Origin of the sequence: Archangium violaceum (assembly GCF_016887565.1) — a bacterium.
Classification (GTDB): Bacteria; Myxococcota; Myxococcia; order Myxococcales; family Myxococcaceae; genus Archangium; species Archangium violaceum_B.
This window is the reverse complement of sequence record NZ_CP069396.1, coordinates 8893983-8916050: the sequence shown is the minus strand read 5'-3', so window position 1 is coordinate 8916050 and position 22068 is coordinate 8893983. Positions and strand designations below refer to the sequence as shown.

The 22068-nt window shown below is 67.5% G+C and carries 12 protein-coding genes; 10 read left to right on the top strand and 2 right to left on the bottom strand.

Going from position 1 to position 22068, the window contains the following annotated elements; translation table 11 throughout:
* Positions 1 to 63: 63 nt before the first annotated feature.
* The 7 genes from JRI60_RS35455 (at position 64) to JRI60_RS35425 (ending at position 10032) form a co-directional block, all read left to right on the top strand.
* Entirely contained in the window at positions 64 to 639 is a 576-nt protein-coding gene (locus JRI60_RS35455) for a VOC family protein (protein ID WP_204220351.1), read from the top strand.
* Between the two features lie 248 nt (positions 640 to 887).
* The gene (locus JRI60_RS35450) at positions 888 to 3683 is read left to right on the top strand and encodes a beta-propeller fold lactonase family protein (RefSeq protein WP_204220350.1); all 2796 of its coding nucleotides are present in this window, start codon (positions 888 to 890) and stop codon (positions 3681 to 3683) included.
* An 18-nt stretch (positions 3684 to 3701) separates the two neighbouring features.
* Positions 3702 to 5966: an ATP-binding protein gene (locus tag JRI60_RS35445; RefSeq protein ID WP_239469888.1), complete on the top strand. Its 2265-nt coding sequence runs from the start codon at positions 3702 to 3704 to the stop codon at positions 5964 to 5966.
* A gap of 67 nt (positions 5967 to 6033) precedes the next feature.
* Positions 6034 to 7038 carry a 3-oxoacyl-ACP synthase III family protein gene (locus JRI60_RS35440; protein ID WP_204220349.1) on the top strand — a complete coding sequence of 335 codons (1005 nt, stop codon included), beginning with the start codon at positions 6034 to 6036 and terminating at the stop codon, positions 7036 to 7038.
* A gap of 66 nt (positions 7039 to 7104) precedes the next feature.
* Entirely contained in the window at positions 7105 to 8073 is a 969-nt protein-coding gene (locus JRI60_RS35435; protein ID WP_204220348.1) for a D-2-hydroxyacid dehydrogenase, read from the top strand.
* A gap of 14 nt (positions 8074 to 8087) precedes the next feature.
* A complete protein-coding gene (locus JRI60_RS35430; protein WP_204220347.1) occupies positions 8088 to 9344 on the top strand; it encodes a dipeptidase in 1257 nt (418 codons plus the stop codon).
* A 148-nt stretch (positions 9345 to 9492) separates the two neighbouring features.
* Positions 9493 to 10032 (top strand): DUF4377 domain-containing protein, encoded by a 540-nt coding sequence (locus JRI60_RS35425; RefSeq protein WP_204220346.1) that lies wholly within the window; start codon positions 9493 to 9495, stop codon positions 10030 to 10032.
* A gap of 3 nt (positions 10033 to 10035) precedes the next feature.
* On the opposite strand, the gene JRI60_RS35420 is transcribed toward JRI60_RS35425, so the two are convergent.
* On the bottom strand, positions 10036 to 10548 hold the full coding sequence (locus tag JRI60_RS35420; protein WP_204220345.1) for a winged helix-turn-helix transcriptional regulator: 513 nt from the start codon (positions 10546 to 10548) through the stop codon (positions 10036 to 10038).
* Between the two features lie 150 nt (positions 10549 to 10698).
* Between JRI60_RS35420 and JRI60_RS35415 the strand changes: the two genes are divergently transcribed.
* A complete protein-coding gene (locus JRI60_RS35415) occupies positions 10699 to 11979 on the top strand; it encodes a serine hydrolase domain-containing protein (protein WP_239469887.1) in 1281 nt (426 codons plus the stop codon).
* A gap of 74 nt (positions 11980 to 12053) precedes the next feature.
* On the opposite strand, the gene JRI60_RS35410 is transcribed toward JRI60_RS35415, so the two are convergent.
* Positions 12054 to 14333, bottom strand: coding sequence for a S8 family peptidase (locus tag JRI60_RS35410; protein ID WP_204220343.1), 2280 nt, complete (start codon positions 14331 to 14333; stop codon positions 12054 to 12056).
* 383 nt (positions 14334 to 14716) lie between these two features.
* On the opposite strand from JRI60_RS35410, the gene JRI60_RS35405 reads away from it, so the two are divergent.
* Both JRI60_RS35405 and JRI60_RS35400 read left to right on the top strand, forming a co-directional pair.
* Positions 14717 to 17287, top strand: coding sequence for a carbohydrate binding domain-containing protein (locus JRI60_RS35405; protein WP_239469886.1), 2571 nt, complete (start codon positions 14717 to 14719; stop codon positions 17285 to 17287).
* Between the two features lie 143 nt (positions 17288 to 17430).
* Positions 17431 to 21912, top strand: coding sequence for a discoidin domain-containing protein (locus JRI60_RS35400; protein WP_204220341.1), 4482 nt, complete (start codon positions 17431 to 17433; stop codon positions 21910 to 21912).
* Positions 21913 to 22068: the final 156 nt, after the last annotated feature.

Here is a 22068-nt window from a genome sequence, read left to right as displayed (position 1 = left end):
TTCATGTTGAAGGGAGACCGGATTGGTCTCATGCTGTGGCCCGAACTCCTCGAGGGGTGAACCATGGCGACGAAGAAGACCAGCAAGGCAGCGGAGCGGATTCGGACGGTGGCCAAGAAGGTGGCGAAGAAGGTGGCCAGCAAGGCGCCGGTGAAGCGCCGCGCGAAGGTGCAGCCGATTCCCAAGGGCTACCATGTGATCACGCCGAGCCTCGTGGTGCGCGGCGCGGCGCAGGCGATCGAGTTCTACAAGAAGGCGTTCGGCGCGAAGGATCTGAGCCGGATGAATGGACCGGACGGCAAGGTCCTGCACGCGGAGATCAAGATCGGCGATTCCATCGTGATGCTCGGAGACGAGTTCCCCAACATGGGGGCCAAGTCGCCCGAGTCCGTGGGCGGCACCTCGTCGAGCCTGATGATCTACACGCGGGACGTGGATGCGCTGTTCAACCAGGCGGTGGCCGCGGGTGCGAAGGTCTCGATGCCCGTCTCCGACATGTTCTGGGGCGACCGTTACGGGACCGTCATCGATCCCTTCGGCCATCAGTGGCAGCTCGCGACCCACAAGGAGGACATCACTCCGAAGGAGATGGCGCGCCGCGCCGCGGCCGCGATGAGCGGACCGCCGCAGAACGGGTAGCCTCCGGTCGAACGCGCGGGACGCCGTCGTCAACGAGGCGGCGTACCTGGACATCCTGATGGACCCTCGGTGAGCCCATCCCCGCGGAGACGTGCCGGACCTTGACTCCGGGCCGTCTCCTCGGGGATGGGCTTCCTTCGTTGAGAAGTCCCCAGTATTTACATCGCGTACCGTGTAGATACAAGATTCTCGTATAGTTGTTTTCTTGGAAGCCGCGAGCACGACGTTCGATCTCGCGTGGAGAGCTCATGAGAACCAGGAGCCCGGCGTCTGGCCGGAACAGTTGGAGAGCCGTCCTCACCGCGGTGCTGCTCGCGGGCCTGGCGGCGGGCCGCGAGGCGTCCGCGGAGGCGTTCACCCTCTTCGAGAGCGGGCAGGTCCGTCCTCTCGCGCTCTCGCCCAGTGGCAGGTTCCTCTACGCCGTCAACACCCCGGACAACCGCCTGGAGATCTTCCAGATCCAAGCCGGAAACCTCACCCACCGCGCCTCGGTGCCCGTGGGGCTCGAGCCCGTCGCGGTCGCGGCGCGGAGCGACGAGGAGGTCTGGGTCGTCAATCACCTGTCCGACAGCGTGAGCGTCGTGCGACTCAACGCCCTGGGGACGGGAGGCGCCGTGGTGCGGACCCTGCTCGTGGGCGACGAGCCGCGTGACATCGTCTTCGCCGGGCCCGGGAAGAGCCGCGCCTTCATCACCGCCGCCCACCGTGGACAGAACGCTCCCTTCGATCCGCAGCTCACCACGCCGGGCATCGGCCGGGCCGACGTCTGGGTCTTCGATGCCAACGTCCTGGGCACCTCGCTCGGTGGCGCCCCCCTGACGATCGTCAGCCTCTTCAGTGATACCCCCCGCGCGCTCGCGGTGACGCCCGACGGCTCGCGCGTCTACGCGGCCGCGTTCCACTCGGGCAATCGCACCACCGTCATCCACGAGTCCCTCGTGCCCAATGGGGGCGAGGCGGTGGGCGGCGTCCCCGGACCGAACACCAACTTCGAGGGCGTGCCGGGCACCGAGGTCTCCGTCATCGTCAAGTTCAACGGCCAGGACTGGGTGGACGTGCTCAACCGCCCGTGGACGGACAAGGTGCGCTTCTCCCTGCCGGACAAGGACGTGTTCGTCATCGATGCCACCGCCAACCCGCCGGCGCAGCTCTCGGGCCCGGCCGGCTTCTACTCGGGCGTCGGCACCATCCTGTTCAACATGGCCGTCAACCCGGTCAGCGGGAAGGTGTACGTCAGCAACACCGAGGCCCGGAACGACCTGCGCTTCGAGGGGCCGGGCCTCTTCGCCGGCAGCTCCCTGCGCGGGCACCTGCACGAGAGCCGCATCAGCGTGCTGAGCTCCGCGGGTGTCGCCCCTCGGCACCTCAACAAGCACATCAACTACAACGTCTGCTGCGCGCCGATCCCCAACCCGGAGAACGAGAAGAGCCTCGCGCAGCCGATGGGCATGGCGGTGAGCTCCAACGGTTCCACCCTGTACGTGGCCGCGTTCGGCTCCTCGAAGATCGGCGTCTACCCGACCGCCGCGCTCGAGGCCGATACCTTCGTGCCGAGCACGGCGAACCAGATCCTCCTGAGCGGCGGTGGCCCGACGGGGATGGTGCTGGACGAGTCGTGCGGGCGCATGTACGTGCTGACGCGCTTCGACAACGCGATCTCCGTCGTCGACACCACCACGCGCCAGGAGATCGGACACCTGCCGATGTACAACCCCGAGCCGGCCAGCGTGGTGGCGGGGCGCCCGTTCCTCTACGACGCGCGGAAGAGCTCGAGCCACGGCGACTCGTCCTGCGCGAGCTGCCACATCTTCGGTGACTTCGACAGCCTGACGTGGGACCTGGGCAACCCGGACGCCGCGGTCAAGGCGAACCTGAACCCCGTCGTCCCGGTGCTGCCCGAGTTCGGCACGGATCCCACCTTCGGTCAGGACACGCGCTTCCACCCGTTGAAGGGTCCGCTGTCGACCCAGAGCCTGCGCGGCATGGCGAACCACGGCCCGATGCACTGGCGTGGAGACCGGACGGCCGCCAACGAGGCGCCGACCGCGCAGCCGGACAGTGGGGCGTACGACGAGGTCGCGGCCTTCAAGCAGTTCAACCCGGCCTTCATGGATCTGCTCGGGCGCAACGCGCAGCTCACCCCCGGGGAGATGCAGAAGTTCTCGGACTTCATCCTCCAGGTGATGTACCCGCCGAACCCGATCCGGAACCTCGACAACTCACTCACTCCGGCGCAGCAGGCGGGCAAGGACTTCTTCGTGAACACCACGAGCTTCTTCCAGGGCCCGTGCGAGTCCTGCCATCGGTTGGATCCCCATGCCAACCCCGAGAAGGGCCTCTTCGCCGGCTTCTTCGGGACGGATGGCCGCTCGTCCTTCGACGCGGAGCCGCTGTTCCCCAAGGTTCCCCACCTGCGCAACATGTACCAGAAGGTCGGCATGTTCGGCGCGGGCTTCGGCTTCGGCTCGGTCGAGGCGGATCCCTTCCTTGGGGATCAGGTCCGCGGCATCGGCTTCAACAGTGACGGAGCCATCCCCACGCTGTTCCTCTTCAACAGCGGCTTCGACTTCCACCCCATCTTCAACACGCCCGGCATCCCGGTCACGCCCGAGGGCACCGCGGCCAAGCGCAACATGGAGCTCTTCATGCTGGCCTTCGACAGCAACCTGGCGCCCATCGTCGGCCAGCAGGTGACACTCACGGCCACCAGTTCGACCGTGGTGGGTCCGCGCATCAACCTCCTGCTCTCTCGCGCGAACGCTGGCGAGTGCGATCTGGTGGCCAAGGGCCGGATCGCCGGGAAGGAGGTGGGCTTCCTCTACCTGGGCAATGGGCAGTTCGCGAGCGACCGGCAGGCGCACCCCTCCACCACCGACGTGGCGCTCCGTGCGTCGGTCGTCTCGGGCGGAGGCGCGCTGACCTATACCTGCACTCCCCCGGGCTCGGGCCGGCGCATCGGAATCGATCGCGACCTCGACGGGTTCCTGGATGGGGACGAACGCGTGGCGGGGAGCAGTCCCGCGGATCCCCACAGCACCCCCTGAGCACGCGCTTCCATGGTCATGCGGCACGCTCCCTTCCCAAAGGCCCAGGGCTCGCTGGCTCGCTCCACGCTCATCAAGATGGGCGTGCGCATCGCGGTGATCATCACCCTGGCCACCGTTTTCAGCTATCTCCACATCTTCCGCTCCTTCCGCACCGAGGCTCTCGCGCAGATGGAGGGGTATCTCTCGGAGCGCAGCCAGAGGGAGCAGGTCCGTTTCATCCTGGCGCAGGACAATCACACCATCATCAAGAAGGCCCTGACGGAGCGGCTGCGGGCCTGGAGTCAACAGGACCCGGCTCCCCTCTTCGACAGCCTGTTCGCGCGGCTGCCGGATGGGACGATCCGCAACGACCCCCGGATCTTCGATGGCACGAAGATGCCGGGGGTCTTCGTTCCCAGGGGCGTGACGGCCGATACCGACTTCCGCCGCCGGCTCCTGGCCGCGTACGAGGTGGTCGCGCAGTATGGGCCCGCCTACCACGTCCGCTTCACCAACACCGGCGTCATGCTGCCGGAGGGCGTGCTGGTGGGGTACTGGCCGGAGGGGGCCACCTGGTTCCAGGATGTCGCGGCCGACTTCTCGCTCCTGGAGCTCGAGTACTTCACCCTCGGCCTGCCCGAGAAGAATCCCCGGCGGGAGTCGGTCTGGACGGGCATCTTCGAGGACACGCCCAGCAAGACCTGGATGGTCACGGTCTCGACCCCGCTGGACGTGGACGGCCGCCACGTCGCGACGATCTCCCATGACATGCTCCTGGATGAGCTGATGCGCCGGACCATTGGCGATCACCCTCCCGGGACCTACAACATCCTCTTCCGCGATGACGGTCAGCTCATCGCCCATCCCGACCTGAGGGTGAAGAGCGGGGTGGAGCCGTACAACATCCAGAACGACGCCCGGAAGCCGGAGGAGGTCTTCGAGCAGGGAGGCACGGTCGAGCAGCTGGCCCACCTGCGCGGCATCTTCGAGCGGGTGCGGGCCCGCCCGAGCGGCCAGAACGTGTTGGAGCTCTCGGAGTACGGCGAGTACATCGCCGTGGTGCGGCTGAAGGGCCCGGGGTGGAACCTCGTCACGGTCCGGCCCGAGCATGTAGTGTCCGCGCAGGCCTTCGCCGTGGCGCGCTATGTCCTGATGTTCGGCCTGGTGTCGCTGCTGATGGAGCTCGGCATCATGTACTGGGTGCTGAAGCAGCAGATCACGCAGCCGCTGCTGGCCTTCACCCAGGCCACGGATCAGGTGGCGGCCGGTGATTTCAAGGTGACGCTGGCGTCCTCGCGGGATGACGAGCTGGGGCGGCTGGCCAACGCCTTCCAGCTGATGGCCCAGGAGGTCCAGCATCGGGAGGAGGCCCTGCGGCAGGCCAACGAAGGCCTGGAGAAGCGGGTGGCGGAGCGCACCCGGGAGCTCCAGGATGTGCACCGGCAGCTGGTGGAGACCGCGCGGCAGGTGGGCAGGGCCGAGGTCGCCACCAACGTCCTGCACAACGTCGGCAACGTGCTCAACAGCGTCCACACCTCGGCGCTGCTGGCCAGGGAGCGGCTGGCCGGGTTGAAGCTCGAGGGCGTGGAACGGCTGGGGACCTTGTTCGAGGCGCACCGGGACGAGCTCGCGACCTTCCTGACCCAGGACGAGCGCGGGCGCAATGCGGTGCCCTACCTGTGCCAGCTGGGCAGGCACCTGGTGGAGGAGCGCCAGACGCTCCAGCAGTTGCTCGACGACGTCGGCAAGCACACCGAGCACATTGGCGCCATCGTCAAGCTGCAGCAGCGCTACGCCCGGACGCCCCAGCAGATGTACGAGCCGGTCCAGCTGGCGGAGCTGGTGGAGGACGCGCTGCGCATCAACCAGGCCGCGCTCGGGCGCCACCATGTCACCGTGGAGCGGAACCTGGCGGACGTGCCCGTCATCACCACCGAGAGGCACAAGGTGCTGATGATCCTCGTCAACCTCATCAGCAACGCCAAGTACGCCATGGATGTGGTGCCCGAGGGGCAGCGGCGTCTGGGCGTGAGGCTGGAGCAGCTCGACGCCAAACACGTCCGCATCGAGGTGCGGGACAACGGCGTGGGCATCGCGCCGGAGATGCTCACGCGCATCTTCCAACATGGCTTCACCACCCGCGAGGAGGGGAATGGCTTCGGCCTGCACTCCAGTGCCCTGGCGGCCCAGGAGCTGGGGGGCACACTGCGCGCTTACAGCGAGGGACCGGGGCAGGGGGCCACGTTCATGTTGGAGCTGCCCACCGTCCCCGGGAAACAGGCGGCTCAAGCCAGCGCATAGGAAGTCAATCCCGGGAAATCCACGTGGCCGTGTCAGAGTGATGACATGGAGAAGGTAGAATGCTCCCATGTTCCTCCATGCGCTCGGCCACTTCCATCCGGAGACCCTCATCACCAATGCGTTCCTCCAGGAGATTGGCCTGGAGACGAACGACACGTGGATCCTCGAACGGGTGGGCATCCGCACCCGGCACACGGTGCTTCCGCTCGACTACATCCGCTCGACACACAATCGTGACGTGCGCGCGGCATTGGAGGCAGCGCAGTACTCCAACGCGGAAACGGGTAGACGCGCGGCGCTGATGGCGCTCCAGCGCGCGGGGCGGGACGTGAAGGACGTGGGGATGGTGGTGGCCGGCGGCTGCTCTCCCGACGAGTGCATCCCGGCGGAGGCCTGCCGCATCGCGGAGGCGCTGGGCATCGAGGCTCCGTCGCTGGACCTCAACGCGGCCTGCTCCTCCTTTTGCGCCCAGCTGCACTTCCTCGCCGGGATGCGGCCGGAGATGCTTCCGGACTTCATCCTCGTGGTGAACCCGGAGAACTCCACCCGCGTGGTCGACTACTCGGACCGCTCCAGCTGCGTGCTGTGGGGCGATGGTACCAGCGCCGCGCTGCTCAGCCCGCGCGTCCCCGGCCCCTGGCGCATCACCCAGACGCTGCTGGGTGGGAGTCCCTCGGGCGCGGACAAGGTGAGGGTGCCGCGTGCCGGGCACTTCACCCAGCAGGGCTCCGCGGTGCAGACCTTCGCCATCAAGCGCGCCAGCGAGACCTACCTCGCGCTGCGCGCGCACTACCTCGCGGCTTCCCCGGAGCGCACTCCGGAGGGCCTGAGCCTCATCGGCCATCAGGCCAACCTGCGCATGCTGGAGGCGGTGCAGCGGCGTACCGAGGTCTCCGACGCGCGCCACTTCTACAACGTGGACCGGCGCGGCAACTGTGGCGCCTCGGGTGCCCCCACCGTGCTCTCGGAGCACTGGGACAACCCCCAGTTGGGGAACGCGGTGGCGCTCGCGGTGGTGGGCAGTGGCCTCACCTGGGCGGGCGCACTGCTCGAGCGCTGTCGCGCGGAGTAGCGCCCGGCCTCGACTCCTCCGCCCTTCACAATCCGCTCGTCCGGGATTGGTATGCTCGGCGGCCGCATGAACGTCGAGCACCTGCTGGTCCTGGCGGATCCCGCGTCGCCATACCTGAAACACCTCGAGCGGCTGGCTCCGAGAATCCACCTCACCGTTGGCCTCTCCGAGGAGCAGTTGGGCCCGGCCATCGAACGAGCCCAGGTGCTCTTGATGGGTGCCCAGAAGAAGGAGCTGCTGCGCAAGCTGCTGCCACGGGCCAGGGCCCTTCGCTGGATTCACGCCCTCTCCGCGGGGGTGGAGAATCTCCTCTTCGAGGAGCTCATCCGCGGTCCACTTCCCCTCACCAACGCGAAGGGGGTCTTCAGCGGCTCGCTCGGAGAGTTCGCCCTGGCCGCGATGTTGTTCTTCGCCAAGGAGCTGCGCCGCCTGGTGCGCCAGCAGTCCGAGGCACGTTGGGAACAGTTCATGCCCGTGGAGCTCCGTGGACGGACCCTGGGCATCCTCGGGTACGGAGACATCGGCCGCGCGGTCGCGGAACGCGCCAGGCCCTTTGGAATGCGCATCCTGGCCTGTCGGCGCCGGCCGTCGCTCAGCGAGGGGGATCCGTTGGTGGACGAGCTGTTTCCCCTCGAGCGGAGGCTGGAGATGATCGCCGCCTCGGACTACCTGCTCCTGGCCATGCCCCATACGTCCGGAACACACCGGCTGATGGGTGACGCGGAGCTGCGGGCCATGAAGCCCGAGTCCGTGCTGATCAACATCGGTCGCGGCAGCACCGTGGACGAACAGGCGCTGGTGAAGGCCCTGGAAGAGGGGCGGCTGCGAGGTGCCGCGCTGGACGTCTTCGAGACCGAGCCGCTGCCGGCGGGCCATGCCTTCTGGCGGCTGGAGAACGTCCTGCTCTCACCGCATTGTGCCGATCAAACGCCTGGGTGGAGGGAGGAAGCCGTGGCGCTCTTCCTGCGCAACCTCGACCGGTTCGAGAAGGGCGAGCCGTTGATGAACCTCGTCGACAAGGAAGCGGGTTACTGAGTAAGCGAGTGGCCATGAGACCCTCCACTGCGTTTCTCAGCCTCGTCCTGCTCGCGAGCTCGGCCTGCACCCACGGCACGAACCGCCAGGAGACCCCGGTGAGCCCCTCGCCCACGGACCCCGCCGAGCGCGGCCGCGAGCTCGCCAGACGCTTCATCATCGCCGATGGTCATATCGACGTGCCCTACCGCCTCAGGGAGAAGCTGGGGCCCGATGGGGCGCCCACCGAGGATGTCGCGCAGCGCACCGCCGAGGGCGACTTCGACTACCCCCGCGCCGTGGAGGGGGGCCTCGACGTGGCCTTCATGTCCATCTACATCCCCGCCGAGTACCAGGAGAAGGGTGGCGCCAAGTCCCTCGCGGATTCGCTGATCGACCTGGTGGAGAAGCTCGCCCGCGGGTCTCCCGAGAAGTTCGCCATGGCCCGCTCGGTCGAGGAGGCCCGGCGCAACTCCCAGGAGGGCAAGGTCTCCTTCGCGCTGGGCATCGAGAACGGTGCCGCCATCGAGGACAAGCTGGAGAACGTGGCGCACTTCCAGCGGCGCGGCGTGCGCTACATCACCCTCACGCACTCCAAGGACAACCAGCTCAGCGATGCCTCCTTCAACAGGGGCAAGCGCACCTGGAACGGTCTCAGCCCCTTCGGCAAGCAGGTGGTCGCCGAGATGAACCGGGTGGGCATCATGGTGGATGTCTCGCACCTCTCGGATGACGCCATCCGTCAGGCGGTGGAGTCGAGTCAGGTGCCCGTCATCGCCTCGCACTCCTCGTGTCGTCACTTCACGCCCGGCTTCGAGCGCAACATCAGCGATGAGCTCATTCGCGCCGTGGCGGGGAAGGGTGGGGTGGTGATGATCAACTTCGGCTCCGGGTTCCTCTCCCAGGCCGCCAACGCCTACGAGGGACAGATCCGCAAGGCCATGATGGACTTCGCCACGGAGCGAGGCTTGAAGCAGGACAGCCCCGAGCTGAAGGCGTTCGCCGAGTCCTATCTGCGCGAGCATCCGCTCCCCCTCGCCAGGGTGGAGGACGTGGCCGACCACATCGATCACGTGGTGAAGCTGGTGGGCATCGACCACGTGGGGCTCGGCTCCGACTTCGATGGCGTGGGCCCCACGCTCCCCATCGGGCTCAAGGACGTGTCCCAGTATCCCAACCTCTTCCGCGTCCTCCTCGAGCGCGGCTATGGCGAGGCGGACATCGAGAAGATCGCCTCGGGCAACGTCTTCCGCGTGTGGCAGCAGGTGGAGGCCCACGCCGCGAGCCGTTGAGCGCCCGCGGAACGCCTTCAGATTTTCGCGAGTCGCCTCCGTCTCTCCCTGGTTTTCCGAGGGGGGCGACACGTTCGCGCGTCAGGAGGGGATGTAGCGGCACGGCTCATGCAGATGCCACGGGGCTCATCCTTCAGGAGACCTCATGATGTCTGTATTCAAATGCTCGTTGGCTCGCTTCGCCGCTCCACTCGTCCTGGGAGTCCTCGCCGCCTGTTCCGGAGACGAGGTCGTCGTCATCGAGCACTACCGCGCACCGTGCACGGGCGTCGGGCGCACCCTGTGCCTGCTCGTGCAGGGTGAGCTGGAGATTCCCCCGGCGCGCCACTTCGGGGGAATCGAGGGCTTCACCTTCCGCGACGGTATCCGTCAGCGGATTCGCGTGCGGAAGCTGCCGGTCCAGGATCCTCCTCAGGACGGCTCGAGCGAGCGGTGGGTGCTCGCGGAGCTGCTGAGCACCGAGCCGGTGGACGCTGACCAGGAATTCCTCCTGCGGCTCGAGCCCGGTGACCTGCGCGGGGATTCCTCGACGGGCTACTTCGTCGTGAACGACCAGGCGCTCCGGTTCAAGGACGAGGCCACGCGAGATCGGATCCTCGCCAGGAACGCGGGCTCCACGTCCTTCGAGGTCTCGTTTCAACATGACCCGACACAGGCGGACCGCTGGGTGGCGTTGGCCCTGTACTGAGCCTCACCGGGGGGCCTTCTTTGCTTGCCGGGCGCGGACTTCTTCGTAGGCGGCCTGCAACCGCTCGGCGACGGAAGGGCCCGCTCGTTTCGCTGGCTTCCCGAGATGTTCCTCGCGCAGCTCGGCCATGAACTGCTCCCACAGGGCCGGGCCGCCTTCCTCCAGGAGCTGCGCGCGGATGCTGAGCTCCTCGCTCACCGGCAGGTACCTGCGCCCCCAGGCGCCCAGATGCGCGAAGATGGGAACGAGCGCGATGGATTTCTCCGTCAGGCTGTAGACCGCCTTCTGCTTGTGGCTGGGATCGTCGGCCTTCGTGATCATTCCCTCGTCCAGCAGCATCTTCAGGCGATCGGCCAGGATGTTGGAGGAGATGCCTTCCTCGGACTGGGTCAGCAGCTCTCGGAAGTGCCGCCGGCCGCCGAAGATCATGTCCCGCAGGATGATCAGGCTCCAACGGTCCCCGAAGATCTCGAGTGAGAGGTTGATCGGGCAACCCGACCGGTGTGCGGCGCTCATGCTTCTGCTCCAAGAAAAACCGGTTGCATTCTCGCACCAGTGCTTCTACCGTACAACTGGTTGTACTTCGCAACCAGTCATGCAGGAGAGGAGCGGACGATGCAACGTCGAGGGGACGGCGCGGCTCACGAGGAGGTCGACCGCCGGAGCGTGCTCGTGGGTGCCGCGGCGATTGGGGCGGCTACGTGGGGTTGCCACCAGGCGGATGTGAGGAAAGAGGTGGCCAACGCGGGGTTTTCCAAGGAGGGGCTCGACAGCATGCATGCGGTCATGGCCGCCCATGTCGAACGCGGCGACCTGCCGGGTGTCGTGACGCTGCTCAGCCGAGGGGGCGAGGTACACGCGGACGTGATCGGAATGCAGTCCTTTGGCGGTGCGTCACCGATGCGGCGCGACACCCTGTTCCGGATCGCCTCCCTGACCAAGCCGGTCGCGGGGGTCGCGGCGATGCTCCTGGTGGAAGACGGAAAGCTCAGCCTCGACGAGCCGGTGGACCGTCTGCTGCCCGAGCTCTCCAACCGCAGGGTCCTCGCACGCCTCGACGGGCCGGTAGACGACACCGTGCCCGCCAACCGCCCGATTCTCGTCAGCGATCTCCTGACGCTGCGCATGGGCATGGGCGCGATCATGGCGCGGGGCGAGTATCCGATCGTCCAGGCCATGACCGAACGGGGCGTCGCGGTCGGCCCCTGGCTGCCGAAGGCGCCGAGTCCGGATGCTTGGATCCGTGCCCTGGGCTCCTTGCCGCTGATGCGGCAGCCGGGCGAGGCCTGGATGTACGACACCGGCCTCACCGTTCTCGGCGTGCTGATCGCGCGAGCCTCTGGTCAGCCGCTCGAGGACTTCTTCAGGGAACGCATCTTCGAGCCGCTGGGAATGAAGGACAGTGGTTTCAGCGTGCCGGCCGCGAAGCTCGACCGGCTGCCCACCTGCTACGTGCGCGATCCCGCGACAGGAATGCTCGGGGTCTTCGACGCCGCCGGTGGAGACAGCCGGTTCAGCCATCCGCCGGGCTTCCCGTCCGCGTCTGGCGGCCTGGTCTCGACGGCCGACGACTACCTCGCCTTCGCCCGGATGATGCTGAACAAGGGGGCGCACGGGGGCAGACGCCTCCTCTCCGAGCGCTCGGTCGAGCTCATGACCACCGACCACATCACTCCAGGACAGAAGGCCGTATCGCCTTTCAGCCCCGGCTTCTGGGACAAGCGCGGCTGGGGTTATGCGCTCTCCATCGTCCACCGGCATGAGCCCGGGGAGCCTCGTGGTTTCGGCTGGGATGGCGGGTACGGAACGTCCTGCTATTGGGATCCCCGGACCGGGCTGATCGGCATCCTGCTGACGCAGCGGCTGATGGATTCTCCGGCCGCTCCTCCGGTTTTCGTGGACTTCTGGCGCTCGGCCTACGAAGCGCTCCATACCGGAGGAGCGTAGACCCGGGAGTGCCGCACGCCCGGGTGGACGTGCGGCGGGGCGGATAGCCGTGGATGGCTATCTGCCCGGAACACTCAGGGATTGAAGCACTGGGTGAGCTCCGAGGTCCCGTCGAAGTTGTAATCCATGTGGACGCAGCCGCCGCGCCGCACCGCGAGGTTCGACCGCCGGTCCCCATTCCAATCACCGACGAGGTACTCGTTCTCACCGCCGCCGTTGCCGTAGCACTGGGTGATGTCCAAGGTCCCATCGAAGTTGGTGTCCATGTAGACGCAGCTGCCGCGCCGCACCGCGAGGTTCGACCGGCCATCGCCATCCCAGTCACCGACGAGGTACTGGTCCTCGCCCGCCCCGTTGCCGTAGCACTGGGTGAGTTCCGAGGTTCCGTCGAAGTTGGTGTCCATGTGGACGCAGCTGCCGCGCCGCACCGCGAGGTTCGACCGGCCGTCGCCGTCCCAGTCACCGACGAGGTACTGGTCCTCGCCCGCGCCATTGCCGTAGCACTGGGTGAGCTCCGGGGTCCCATCGAAGTTGGTGTCCATGTGGACGCAGTGGCCGCGCCTCACGGCCACGTTCGAGCGCCCATCGCCGTTCCAATCACCCGCCAGGTATTGGTCCTCGCCCGCGCCATCTCCGTACCCCTGGTTGAGATCCACGGTCCCGTCGAAGTTGAAGTCCATGAGGACACTGCTGGCGCGCCGTGTGGCCAGGTTCGAGCGCCCATCGCCGTTCCAGTCGCCCACCAGGTACTGGTCAGGCGGAGCGACGGACACGAGGGCCCGGCGCAGGTCGGGCAGGGGCCCGATGTTGCGCGAGTCGGAGCTCTGCGGCGTACCCGTGGAGGTCAGCAGCGTGCGGACGGTGCGCGAGTCCAGCGCGCCACGGCCGGAGGCCATCGCCACGCCCTGGATGCTGGCGGCCGCACCCGTGACGATGGGTGAAGCGCTGGAGGTGCCGCTGAAGCCAGACGTGTAGTACTGGTCCTCGCCGTACGCGGAGCCGAAGAGGTCGCCGTAACCCAGTGTCGTCACCGACTGGCCCCAGCCGTGGACGTCCACGCGGCCGCCGAAGTTCGTCCAACACGTGGGGGCGCGGGAGCTGCCCTGGCTGGCACCCACGATGATGGCGCCCGAGTCGCGCACCGCCCGGTTGAAGCGCCCGCCATAGGCGGCGTCATCCAGGTTGGCGCTGCCGTTGCCGGCCGCCTCCACCACCACCACACCGTTCGCGGTGGCCGTGGCGATGGCGTCGTACTCGCCCTGCCAGTACTCCATGGCGATGTAGTTGCACTGGCTGGTGTTGCACGTGCACGGCGTGGCATCCGCCGGGCCCGGGCTGTGCGCTTCGATCAGCACGATGCCGCCGCGGCCCACCGCCGCCGCCGCGCGGTTGACGGCCGTGGCCACGCCCACGCCGCTGTGCGACTCGATACCCGCCACCGCTTCGTGCGAGATGCCCGTCACACCGTAGCCGTTGGCCGCGGCCACCATCTCCCCCAGCACCGCGGTGCCGTGGTTGCGCCAGCTCACGTCGTTGATCTGCGTGCCACCCGTGTGGAAGAGGGGCGGCAGATCCTCATGGGTGGTGCGCCAGCCGCCCTCGATGTCCACGATGCGCACGCCCGCGCCCTTGCCGCCAGCCATCGTCCAGGCGAAGCGCGCGTCGATGCCGGCGGGGGCGGCGTTGAGGTAGCCCTGCTGGCTCTCGTAGAGAGGCGTGGTGGGCGAGATGTCCGCGGCGGCCAGCACTCCGCGCACGGCCTCGTCCAGGCCGAAGTTCACCATGGCCGGCTCGGCGGGAGGCTGGGCGTAGGCCACCTCCACGCTGTCCAGCGCGTTGAGCGCGTCGACCAGCTCCCGCACGCGCTCGGCGGTGGTGCCGGGCAGCAGGGGCACCTCGACGTAGAGGTTGAGGTCCGCCAGTTGGTGGCCGCTCCGTGCCTCACCGGAGGCCTTGCGCGCCTCCAGGGTGGACTCGTCCTCGGAGAAGAGGCGGCGTGGGGCGGCGGTGCGCGGGGCGCGCTCCAACAAGGCTTGTACGGCCTTCACGTCGTCGGCCACGCGGGCCTCGGACAGGCCGCGGCCGGACAGCAGCGCGCGCTCGGCCAGGGAGCGCTCGGAGGCCATCGACCGCAGGGCACGGTCGCGCAGGCGCACGCGGCTGCCCTCGTGGAACTTCACGACCAGGCGCTCCACGGGCGTGCCCGCGGGCAGCTCCTTCTGGGTGCGCTTCTCGGCGGCGGCGCGAGGCTGCAACTGCTGCTGGGGAGCGGCGTCGGCGGCGGGAGCCGTGGTCCACAGGGCCAGGCCCACCAGCGCGCCCGTGAGAGGGGAGGAGTAACGCGGTGACTTCATCCAGTGTCCTCGAGTGACGACGGGTGACGTCCTCGACGAAGTCCCCCGGCATGGGGGGCGCTCCGCCGGGCACGCATCGTGGGAGACGGATCTGACATCCCGGTGCCGAGGGTCTGGATGGACCCGGGCCGCTCCGGGGAGTCCCCGGTGCTCGTGCTTCCCCTCCTCTGTGCACTGGACGACTCCGTATTCCTCTCTCCATGCGTCTTTTTTGCTCGACGAGCGCGACTGCCGCGTTGCGTCAAGCTTTTTCGCGTTTCCCGAAGTCGGATATTGGTATAAGACAATTTTTGCGGGATTTACTTTTTCTTCTCGTCTCTACCAGGGATGTGGAAAGGAGCAAGGACATGAAACGAAGCGGAAGTTCGTCCTGGAAGCAGCGCATGATTGAAAGCGCTTTCCTGGTCGCGGGCGTCGTCGCGGGAGTGGGATGCGCGGTGGCGACCAACGACGAGACCATGGACTCAGTGGAGTCTGGGTACGAGGCGTCGCTGGAGTCCACCGGCTCCAGGACGCTCACCATCGGCGGCCAGACGTTTGGATTGACGTGGGAGGATGACTTTGGCGGCGACCTGAACAAGGGCCAGCCCAAGTCCTATCTCAACACCCAGTACTGGACGAAGGAGAACCTGGGCGTCAACTTCGAGCAGCAGGCCTATACGAACCGGGAGTGTCCCAACAATCCCAACAACTGGAACTACTGTGTCGAGAACGGCAAGCTGACGCTGCTGGCGCGGCAGGAGCCGTTGGACTGTGTGGTCTGGCAACAATGTACCGCCTCCAGCCAATGTGGCACCAACGGCACGTGCGCGGCCACCGGCTACTGCGTGTACGACCAGAACCGCAACGGTGTCTACGATCACGAGGAGTGCGCGCCGTTCAATGGCACGGCCAACGCGCCGGTGAACGGGACGAAGTACTCCTCGGGCCGCATCAAGAGCGACGAGAAGGTCGAGTACCGTTACGGCTACATCGAGTTCCGCGCGCGCATGCCCTTCGCGGATCTGCCCGCCGGGGCCACGCCGCCCAGCGGCATGTGGCCCGCCATCTGGATGCTCGGCGCCAACGGAGCCATCACCAACGGTGGCCGTGATGACAGCGCGGGCTGGCCCATGAATGGCGAGATCGACATCATGGAGTACACGCAGATCAAGGAGAACAGGGCCCTGTACCCGGCCAACGAGGCCATGGGCTACAACGTGCTGTGGCGCGAGTTCCCCGAGGCGGGCGAGCTGGCGGCCAACTCCGGTGGATGGGAGCCCAACGCGTGCAGCTCCTGGCCCAACAACGGTGACGCGAAGTGTGACGGGGACGTGGGCGGCGCGCGGGCCACCTGGGGCGGCAAGACGATCGACTATCACCAGTGGCACACGTGGGGCTTTCTCTGGGATGAAAGCGGTTTCAAGATCTACATCGACAACATGCCGCAGAACGGCGGGCAGCCCGTGGGCACCTTCAGCACGGGTGACGGCGCGACCGAGTTCCGTCAGCCGATGTATCTCATCCTCAACAACGCCGTGGGTGGCGAGCTGGGCTGTCTGGGGTGGAAGGACCGCGCCTGCACCTCGAGCGCGCAGTGCGCCAATGGCGCGGCGTGCGTGAGCGGCAAGTGCCAGGAGACGGCGGGCTCGTGCGTCAACATCGACTGGGCGGCCCATGGTGACAAGGCCAAGCTCGAGGTGGACTACGTCCGCTGGTACCACCGCAACTCGGGCTATGCGCAGGCTCCCCGGGCCGCGTGCCAGGACATCGACAACAACGGCGTGCCCGACAACCTCATCCGCAACTGCGGCTTCAACGAGGACTTCACCTACCACCGCAGCGACCTGTTCTTCGACGGTGGCGCGGGCCTCACCGAGGTCATCAACGAGGGCGGTACGCGCGGCTTCGTGCAGTGGGTGCGCGTGGACAACGGCGGCTGGGCGACGCACAGCGTGCAGGTGCGGCAGGAGGGCTTCCAGCTGCAGGCCGGTACCTCGTACAAGTGGAAGGTGGACCTGAAGTCGAACGCGGCGCGCACGGTGCCCATCAAGATCGTCCAGGCGCATGATCCGTGGACGGCCATCGCCACCTTCAGCTGCAATGTGGGCACCTCGTGGACCACGTGCACCGGTCCCAACTTCACCGCGTCCGCCACGGACACCTACAAGTTCGAGATCTCCCTGGGCGGCTCCGCCTACACGGGCGCGCAGCTCTACCTGGACGACATGTACATCGGCACCACGGCCAACGCCTGCCAGCCGGACTGCACGGGCAAGCTGTGTGGGAGCGATGGCTGCGGCGGCACCTGCGGCGCGTGCCGCACCGGAACGACCTGCGCCAGCTGGGGCCAATGCGTGGCGTCCACCAGCACCTGCACTCCCGCGTGCTCGGGCAAGGTGTGCGGCAGCGATGGTTGCGGCGGTACCTGTGGCACCTGCGCCTCGGGGACGACGTGCAACACCTCGGGCCAGTGCGTCAGCTCCTGTGTGCCCGCGTGCTCGGGCAAGGTGTGCGGCAGCGATGGTTGCGGCGGTACCTGTGGCACCTGCGCCTCGGGGACGACGTGCAACACCTCGGGCCAGTGCGTCGGCACGGTCACGCCCCGGCGTCTGGAGGCGGAGAGCGCCACGCTGACGGGCTGCTTCGCCGAGGCCGGCGGGGACAGCGGTGGCAAGGTCGTCGCCTTCGAGGGCAATGACACCATCTGCTGGAGCAACGTGAACATGTCCGGCATCACCTCCGCGACGGCTCACGTGGGCGCGCCGTACACCGGTGGCCAGGCGCAGCTGAAGTTCAATGGCACCACCATCGGCACGTACACGCTGAGCACGGCGACCGGCGGCTGGAGCAGCCCGAGCCTGACCAACCTCACCGCGGCGGTCTCCACGAGTGGCACGGGGACGCTCTGCCTGGTGGGCGTGACCCACCCGAACGGATGGGTGTTCTCGGTCGACTATCTCGACCTGAAGTAGCAGTCCCGGAGAAGTGCTCGGGGATCTCTTCCAGTGAGGTTGGCTGGAAGGGATCCCCGTTGTCGTGATGTGTCTTCGCTGTCTGGGTTGGCGTTGTCTGGCTATCGTTGTCTGACATTCTCAAACTCCGATTCTTTCCCCCCATGAATCCTCTCAATTCGCTCTTCCATGGCGCGCGCAGTGCCTGGACACGGTGGGCGTCTGCCTGTGCGAGCCTCGTGCTCGTGGGCATGACGGCCGTCTGGCCTGTCGCCGCGCAAGCTCAAATCGCCAACCTCGCTCGCGGCAAGACCGTCACGGTGTCTTCGTCGGATGGTGTGTTCACGGGTCCCTCCGCGGTCGACGGCGATCCGGGGACCCGCTGGAGCAGCGGCTTCACCGACAACGAATGGATCTCCATCGACCTCGGGTCGACCGTGGCCATCAGCCGCGTGGTCCTCTACTGGGAGACCGCCTACGGCAAGAACTACAAGATCGAAACCTCCAACGACGGGACCAACTGGACGACCCTGAGCACCGTCACCAACGGTGATGGGGGCACCGACGATCTGACGGTGTCTGGCTCGGGTCGCTATATCCGGATGTTCGGACAGCTCCGGGCCATTGGCTATGGCTACTCGTTGTGGGAGTTCGAGGTGTACGGCGGAAGCTCGTCGACGAGCACGGACCTCGCCCGGGGCCGTTCCGCCACGGCCACGAGCATCGAGAACAACGACCCCAACCTCGGGCCTTCCTTCGCCTTCGACGGCAACTCCAACACGCGCTGGTCCTCCGTCGCGGGGGTGGATCCCCAGTCGATCCGTGTCGACCTGGGCTCGTCCCAGGCCCTGGGCAAGGTGGTGCTCGACTGGGAAGGCGCCTACGGCAAGACGTACACCATCGACGGTTCCAACGATGACGCCGCCTGGACGACCCTGGCCACCATCACCGATGGCGCGGTGGGCCGCCGGGAGATCGCCGTGTCGGGCACGTACCGCTACGTGCGCATGCGCGGCACCGCGCGCGGCACGGGCTATGGCTACTCGCTCTGGTCGTTCGAGGTCTACAAGCCCGGTACCACCACGCCGCCTCCGACCCAGACCACCAACCAGACCGTCAAGCTGGTCTTCCCCGACCTGGCCTACGCGAAGGTGAGCATCTCGCCCACGCCGCTGACCGTGTCGCCCATCCCGGAAGAGGGCCTCGCGACGCCCTCCGTGCGCAACCCGGCCAAGGTGGTCACCTACCTGGTGACCTTCCCGCCCAACACCACGGTGACGATGTCCAAGAACCAGTTCTCTCCCACCCAGCCCAACACCGACATCCGCCTGGTGCTCACGGACTCCACGGGCATCACCCAGCGCGCGCAGACCGTCACCGGGCTCGCGGTGCAGGACGCCGTGTGGCAGGTGGAGATCTACAGCACCGGCAGCACCGATCCTGGCGGCGGTGGACCCATCATCCCCGACCCCTACGTGAAGGTGCCCCCGCCCGCGACGGCCGGTTCGTTCGCGGTGGTCGCTCCCGCCAATGGCGCGATGATCACCAACACCCGCCGCCCCACGTTCCAGTGGGCCGCCGTCACCGGCGCCACCAACTACAAGCTCTTCGTCAACATCACCCGCAACGACTACGACTGGAATGCGTCCGGGGCCCTGATCAACCGCTTCTCCGAGGTGGGCTCCACCACCGGCACCTCGCTCACCATCAACCAGGACCTGGTCGATCGCTGGACCTACAAGTGGTACGTCGTCGCCACGCTCTCGAGCGGGGCCACCAGCCGCTCGGATCTGCGCACCTTCAGCGTCTACCTGCCCGTGGTCGAGACCGTCGCGGACGGCGTGTCGGTCATCAACGGGATGCGCGACCTGAACAAGAACGGCACCATCGAGCCGTACGAGGACTGGCACAACCCGATCGCCACGCGCGTCAACGATCTGATGAGCCGGATGACGCGGCACCAGAAGGTGATGCAGCTGTTCTTCAACGCCAAGGAGTACCCCGACGCGGGCTTCACCATGGGGCCGCTGGCGCCGGAGGACATCGTCGCCTTCCAGAAGGCCTCGGCGGCCACGCCCCTGGGCATCCCCTACATCGACGCGGGTGACTCCATTCACGGCTTCAAGACGAGCTGGCCCACCCAGCCCGGTCTGGTCGCCACGCGCGACCCGCAGCTGGCGTACGAGATGGGTGACATCCAGCGGCGCGAGCAGCTGGCCGTGGGCAGCCGGGGCACCCTGTCGCCCCTGGCCGAGGTGGGGACGAAGATCCTCTACCCGCGCATCCAGGAGGGCAGTGGCGAGGACGCGGACGTGGCGGCCGCCTTCTCGCGCGCGCTCATCGCCGGTCTGCAGGGCGGCCCCGAGGTGAACCCCCACTCCATCTGGGTCACCACCAAGCACTGGCCGAGCCAGGGCGCCGGTGGTGAGGGCGGCATCACCTACGACGGCACCACCATCCACTACCACATGCGTCCGTGGCACGCGGCCCTCGAGGCCGGCACCAGCGGCATCATGCCCGGCTACGCCGGCAGCAAGCTGCTGGCTCCGGGCCAGTGGGGCGCGGGTGACAGCCCGGGCATCATCAACTACCTGCGCCAGAACATGGGCTACACCGGCGTCATCTGCACGGACTGGCTGCCCGCGGGAGACCCCTGGGTCCGCTCGCTCATGGCCGGCTCCGACGTGATGGGCGGTGCCGATCCCGGCCAGATGGGTGACTTCGAGAGCCGGGTCACCGATGCCCGCGTCGACGAGTCCGCCCGCCGCGTCATCGAGCTGAAGTTCCGGCTCGGTCTGTTCGAGGACCCGTATCGCCAGGGTCTCGCGGGGACCGCCGAGTGGCACACGGCCGACAAGGCGAACGCGGCCCGCCTGGCCGCGCAGGAGTCGATGACCCTGCTCAAGAACGACGGCGCCCTGCCGCTGCGCATGGGCGCGGGCTCGTCGATCGTCGTCGCCGGCCCGCGCGCCGACGACCCGTCCTGCATGGTCACCTGGCGCTCGGACTTCCACAACACGGACTTCGGCGCCCTGACCATCTACCAGGCCATCAAGAAGCGCGCCGAGGCGGCGGGCATCACGGTGTACAAGGACGCGGCGCCCGCGGGAGTCACCCCCAGCGCGGCGATCGTCGCGGTGGGCGAGAGCTACTACACGCACGGCACCGCGTGGGACAAGGAGAAGCCCTACATCCCGGGTGACCCGGCCGGCCCCGCGCACACCGTCTTCGCCAAGCCGGACGAGCCCCGCGACCACTACGGCATCATCACCAGCTTCAAGTCGAAGGGCATCCCGACGACCACGGTGGTCGTCCTGCCGCGGCCCTACATCCTCACCAACGTGGCGCCGCAGAGCAACGCGCTGGTGGCCATCTACCGGCCTGGAGACCTGGGTGGCCCGGCGCTGGCGGACGTGCTGTTCGGTGACGTGCTGCCCCGTGGCCGGCTGCCGTGGGATCTGCCGCGCTCGCTGGATCAGATCGGCACCGACGTGGAGACCGACCAGAAGGAGCGCTGGGACCTGCCGTTCGACCTCGGGGCCACCGAGGCCGAGCGCACCGCCATCCGCAACCGGATTGCCCAGGGTCTGCCCGTGCAGCCCATCTATGGCAACCCGTTCTACCGCTACGGCGACGGCATCCAGGGCTTCGGGCTGACCGACTCCACGCCGCCCACGACGTTCACCCTCCAGACGCCGGCGAACGGAACCACCATCACCGGCACGCGGCCTCCGTTCGCGTGGACGGCGAGCAGCGATCCGCAGACGGGCATCCAGTACTACGAGATCTTCATCGACGGTCAGGCCGTGTTGGGCGGCAGGACGAAGGCCACCTCCGCCGCGCTCGAGGGGCTCAAGCTCGCCAATGGCCAGCACACCTGGTACGTGAAGGCCACCAACTGGGCCAACGGGGTCACCACCTCGGCCACGTCCACGTTCACCCTCAATGACACCACGCCGCCCGCGGCCTTCTCCGCGCTGCTTCCGGCGGCGGGCTCGACGGTTCCCGGGACCTCGACGCAGTTCATCTGGGAGCGTACCAACGACGTGGGCGCGGGCGTCGCCCAGTACGTGCTCAACGTGGACGGCACGGATCGCACTCCCGCCATCACGGCCGGTGCCTACACGGCTCCGACCGTCAACCTGGCGCGCGGCCGCAATGTCTACGCCACCTCCAACGAGTTCGGCAGCGCCAACGACGCTGTCGACGGCAACACCACCACGCGCTGGTCCAGCCGCGCGGACACCGCCAACCCGAACACCGAGTCGATCACCATCGACCTCGGCGCCATCCACTCGATCAAGCGCGTGGTGCTCAATTGGGAGGCCGCGTATGGCACCAGATACGTAGTGGAGGCCTCGCTCGACGGCAACACCTGGACGCCGCTCTACACGGAGAACGCCGGCAACGGCGCCATCGACGACCTCACCAACCTGAGTGGGGTGGGCCAGTTCGTGCGGATGCGTGGCGTGCAGCGCGCGACGGCGTACGGCTATTCGCTGTGGGAGTTCGAGGTGTACGGTCTGGCCACGCATCAGACCTCGCTGACCGGGCTGGCGGCTGGAAGCCATACCTGGCGCGTGCGCGCCGTGGATGGTGCGAACAACAGCACGCAGTCCAACGGTCCCATCTCGTTCACGAAGTAATCCTGGCGGGTAGCACCTGCCGGGCAGGGTGAAGACAAGGGGCGGCCTCGCGAGGGGCCGCCCCTTTTCGTGTCATCACGCGCTCATTGAAAAAATCCGGACGTTCCACGCCCGTGACAGGCAAAAATTTGTTGCGTTCCCATATCGGCACTACAA

Coding starts and splice junctions, on each gene's coding strand:
- JRI60_RS35455 (WP_204220351.1), top strand. CDS start 64: ATGGCGACGAAGAAGACCAGCAAGGCAGCGGAGCGGATTCGGACGGTG.
- JRI60_RS35450 (WP_204220350.1), top strand. CDS start 888: ATGAGAACCAGGAGCCCGGCGTCTGGCCGGAACAGTTGGAGAGCCGTC.
- JRI60_RS35445 (WP_239469888.1), top strand. CDS start 3,702: ATGCGGCACGCTCCCTTCCCAAAGGCCCAGGGCTCGCTGGCTCGCTCC.
- JRI60_RS35440 (WP_204220349.1), top strand. CDS start 6,034: ATGTTCCTCCATGCGCTCGGCCACTTCCATCCGGAGACCCTCATCACC.
- JRI60_RS35435 (WP_204220348.1), top strand. CDS start 7,105: ATGAACGTCGAGCACCTGCTGGTCCTGGCGGATCCCGCGTCGCCATAC.
- JRI60_RS35430 (WP_204220347.1), top strand. CDS start 8,088: ATGAGACCCTCCACTGCGTTTCTCAGCCTCGTCCTGCTCGCGAGCTCG.
- JRI60_RS35425 (WP_204220346.1), top strand. CDS start 9,493: ATGTCTGTATTCAAATGCTCGTTGGCTCGCTTCGCCGCTCCACTCGTC.
- JRI60_RS35420 (WP_204220345.1), bottom strand. CDS start 10,548: ATGAGCGCCGCACACCGGTCGGGTTGCCCGATCAACCTCTCACTCGAG.
- JRI60_RS35410 (WP_204220343.1), bottom strand. CDS start 14,333: ATGAAGTCACCGCGTTACTCCTCCCCTCTCACGGGCGCGCTGGTGGGC.
- JRI60_RS35405 (WP_239469886.1), top strand. CDS start 14,717: ATGATTGAAAGCGCTTTCCTGGTCGCGGGCGTCGTCGCGGGAGTGGGA.
- JRI60_RS35400 (WP_204220341.1), top strand. CDS start 17,431: ATGAATCCTCTCAATTCGCTCTTCCATGGCGCGCGCAGTGCCTGGACA.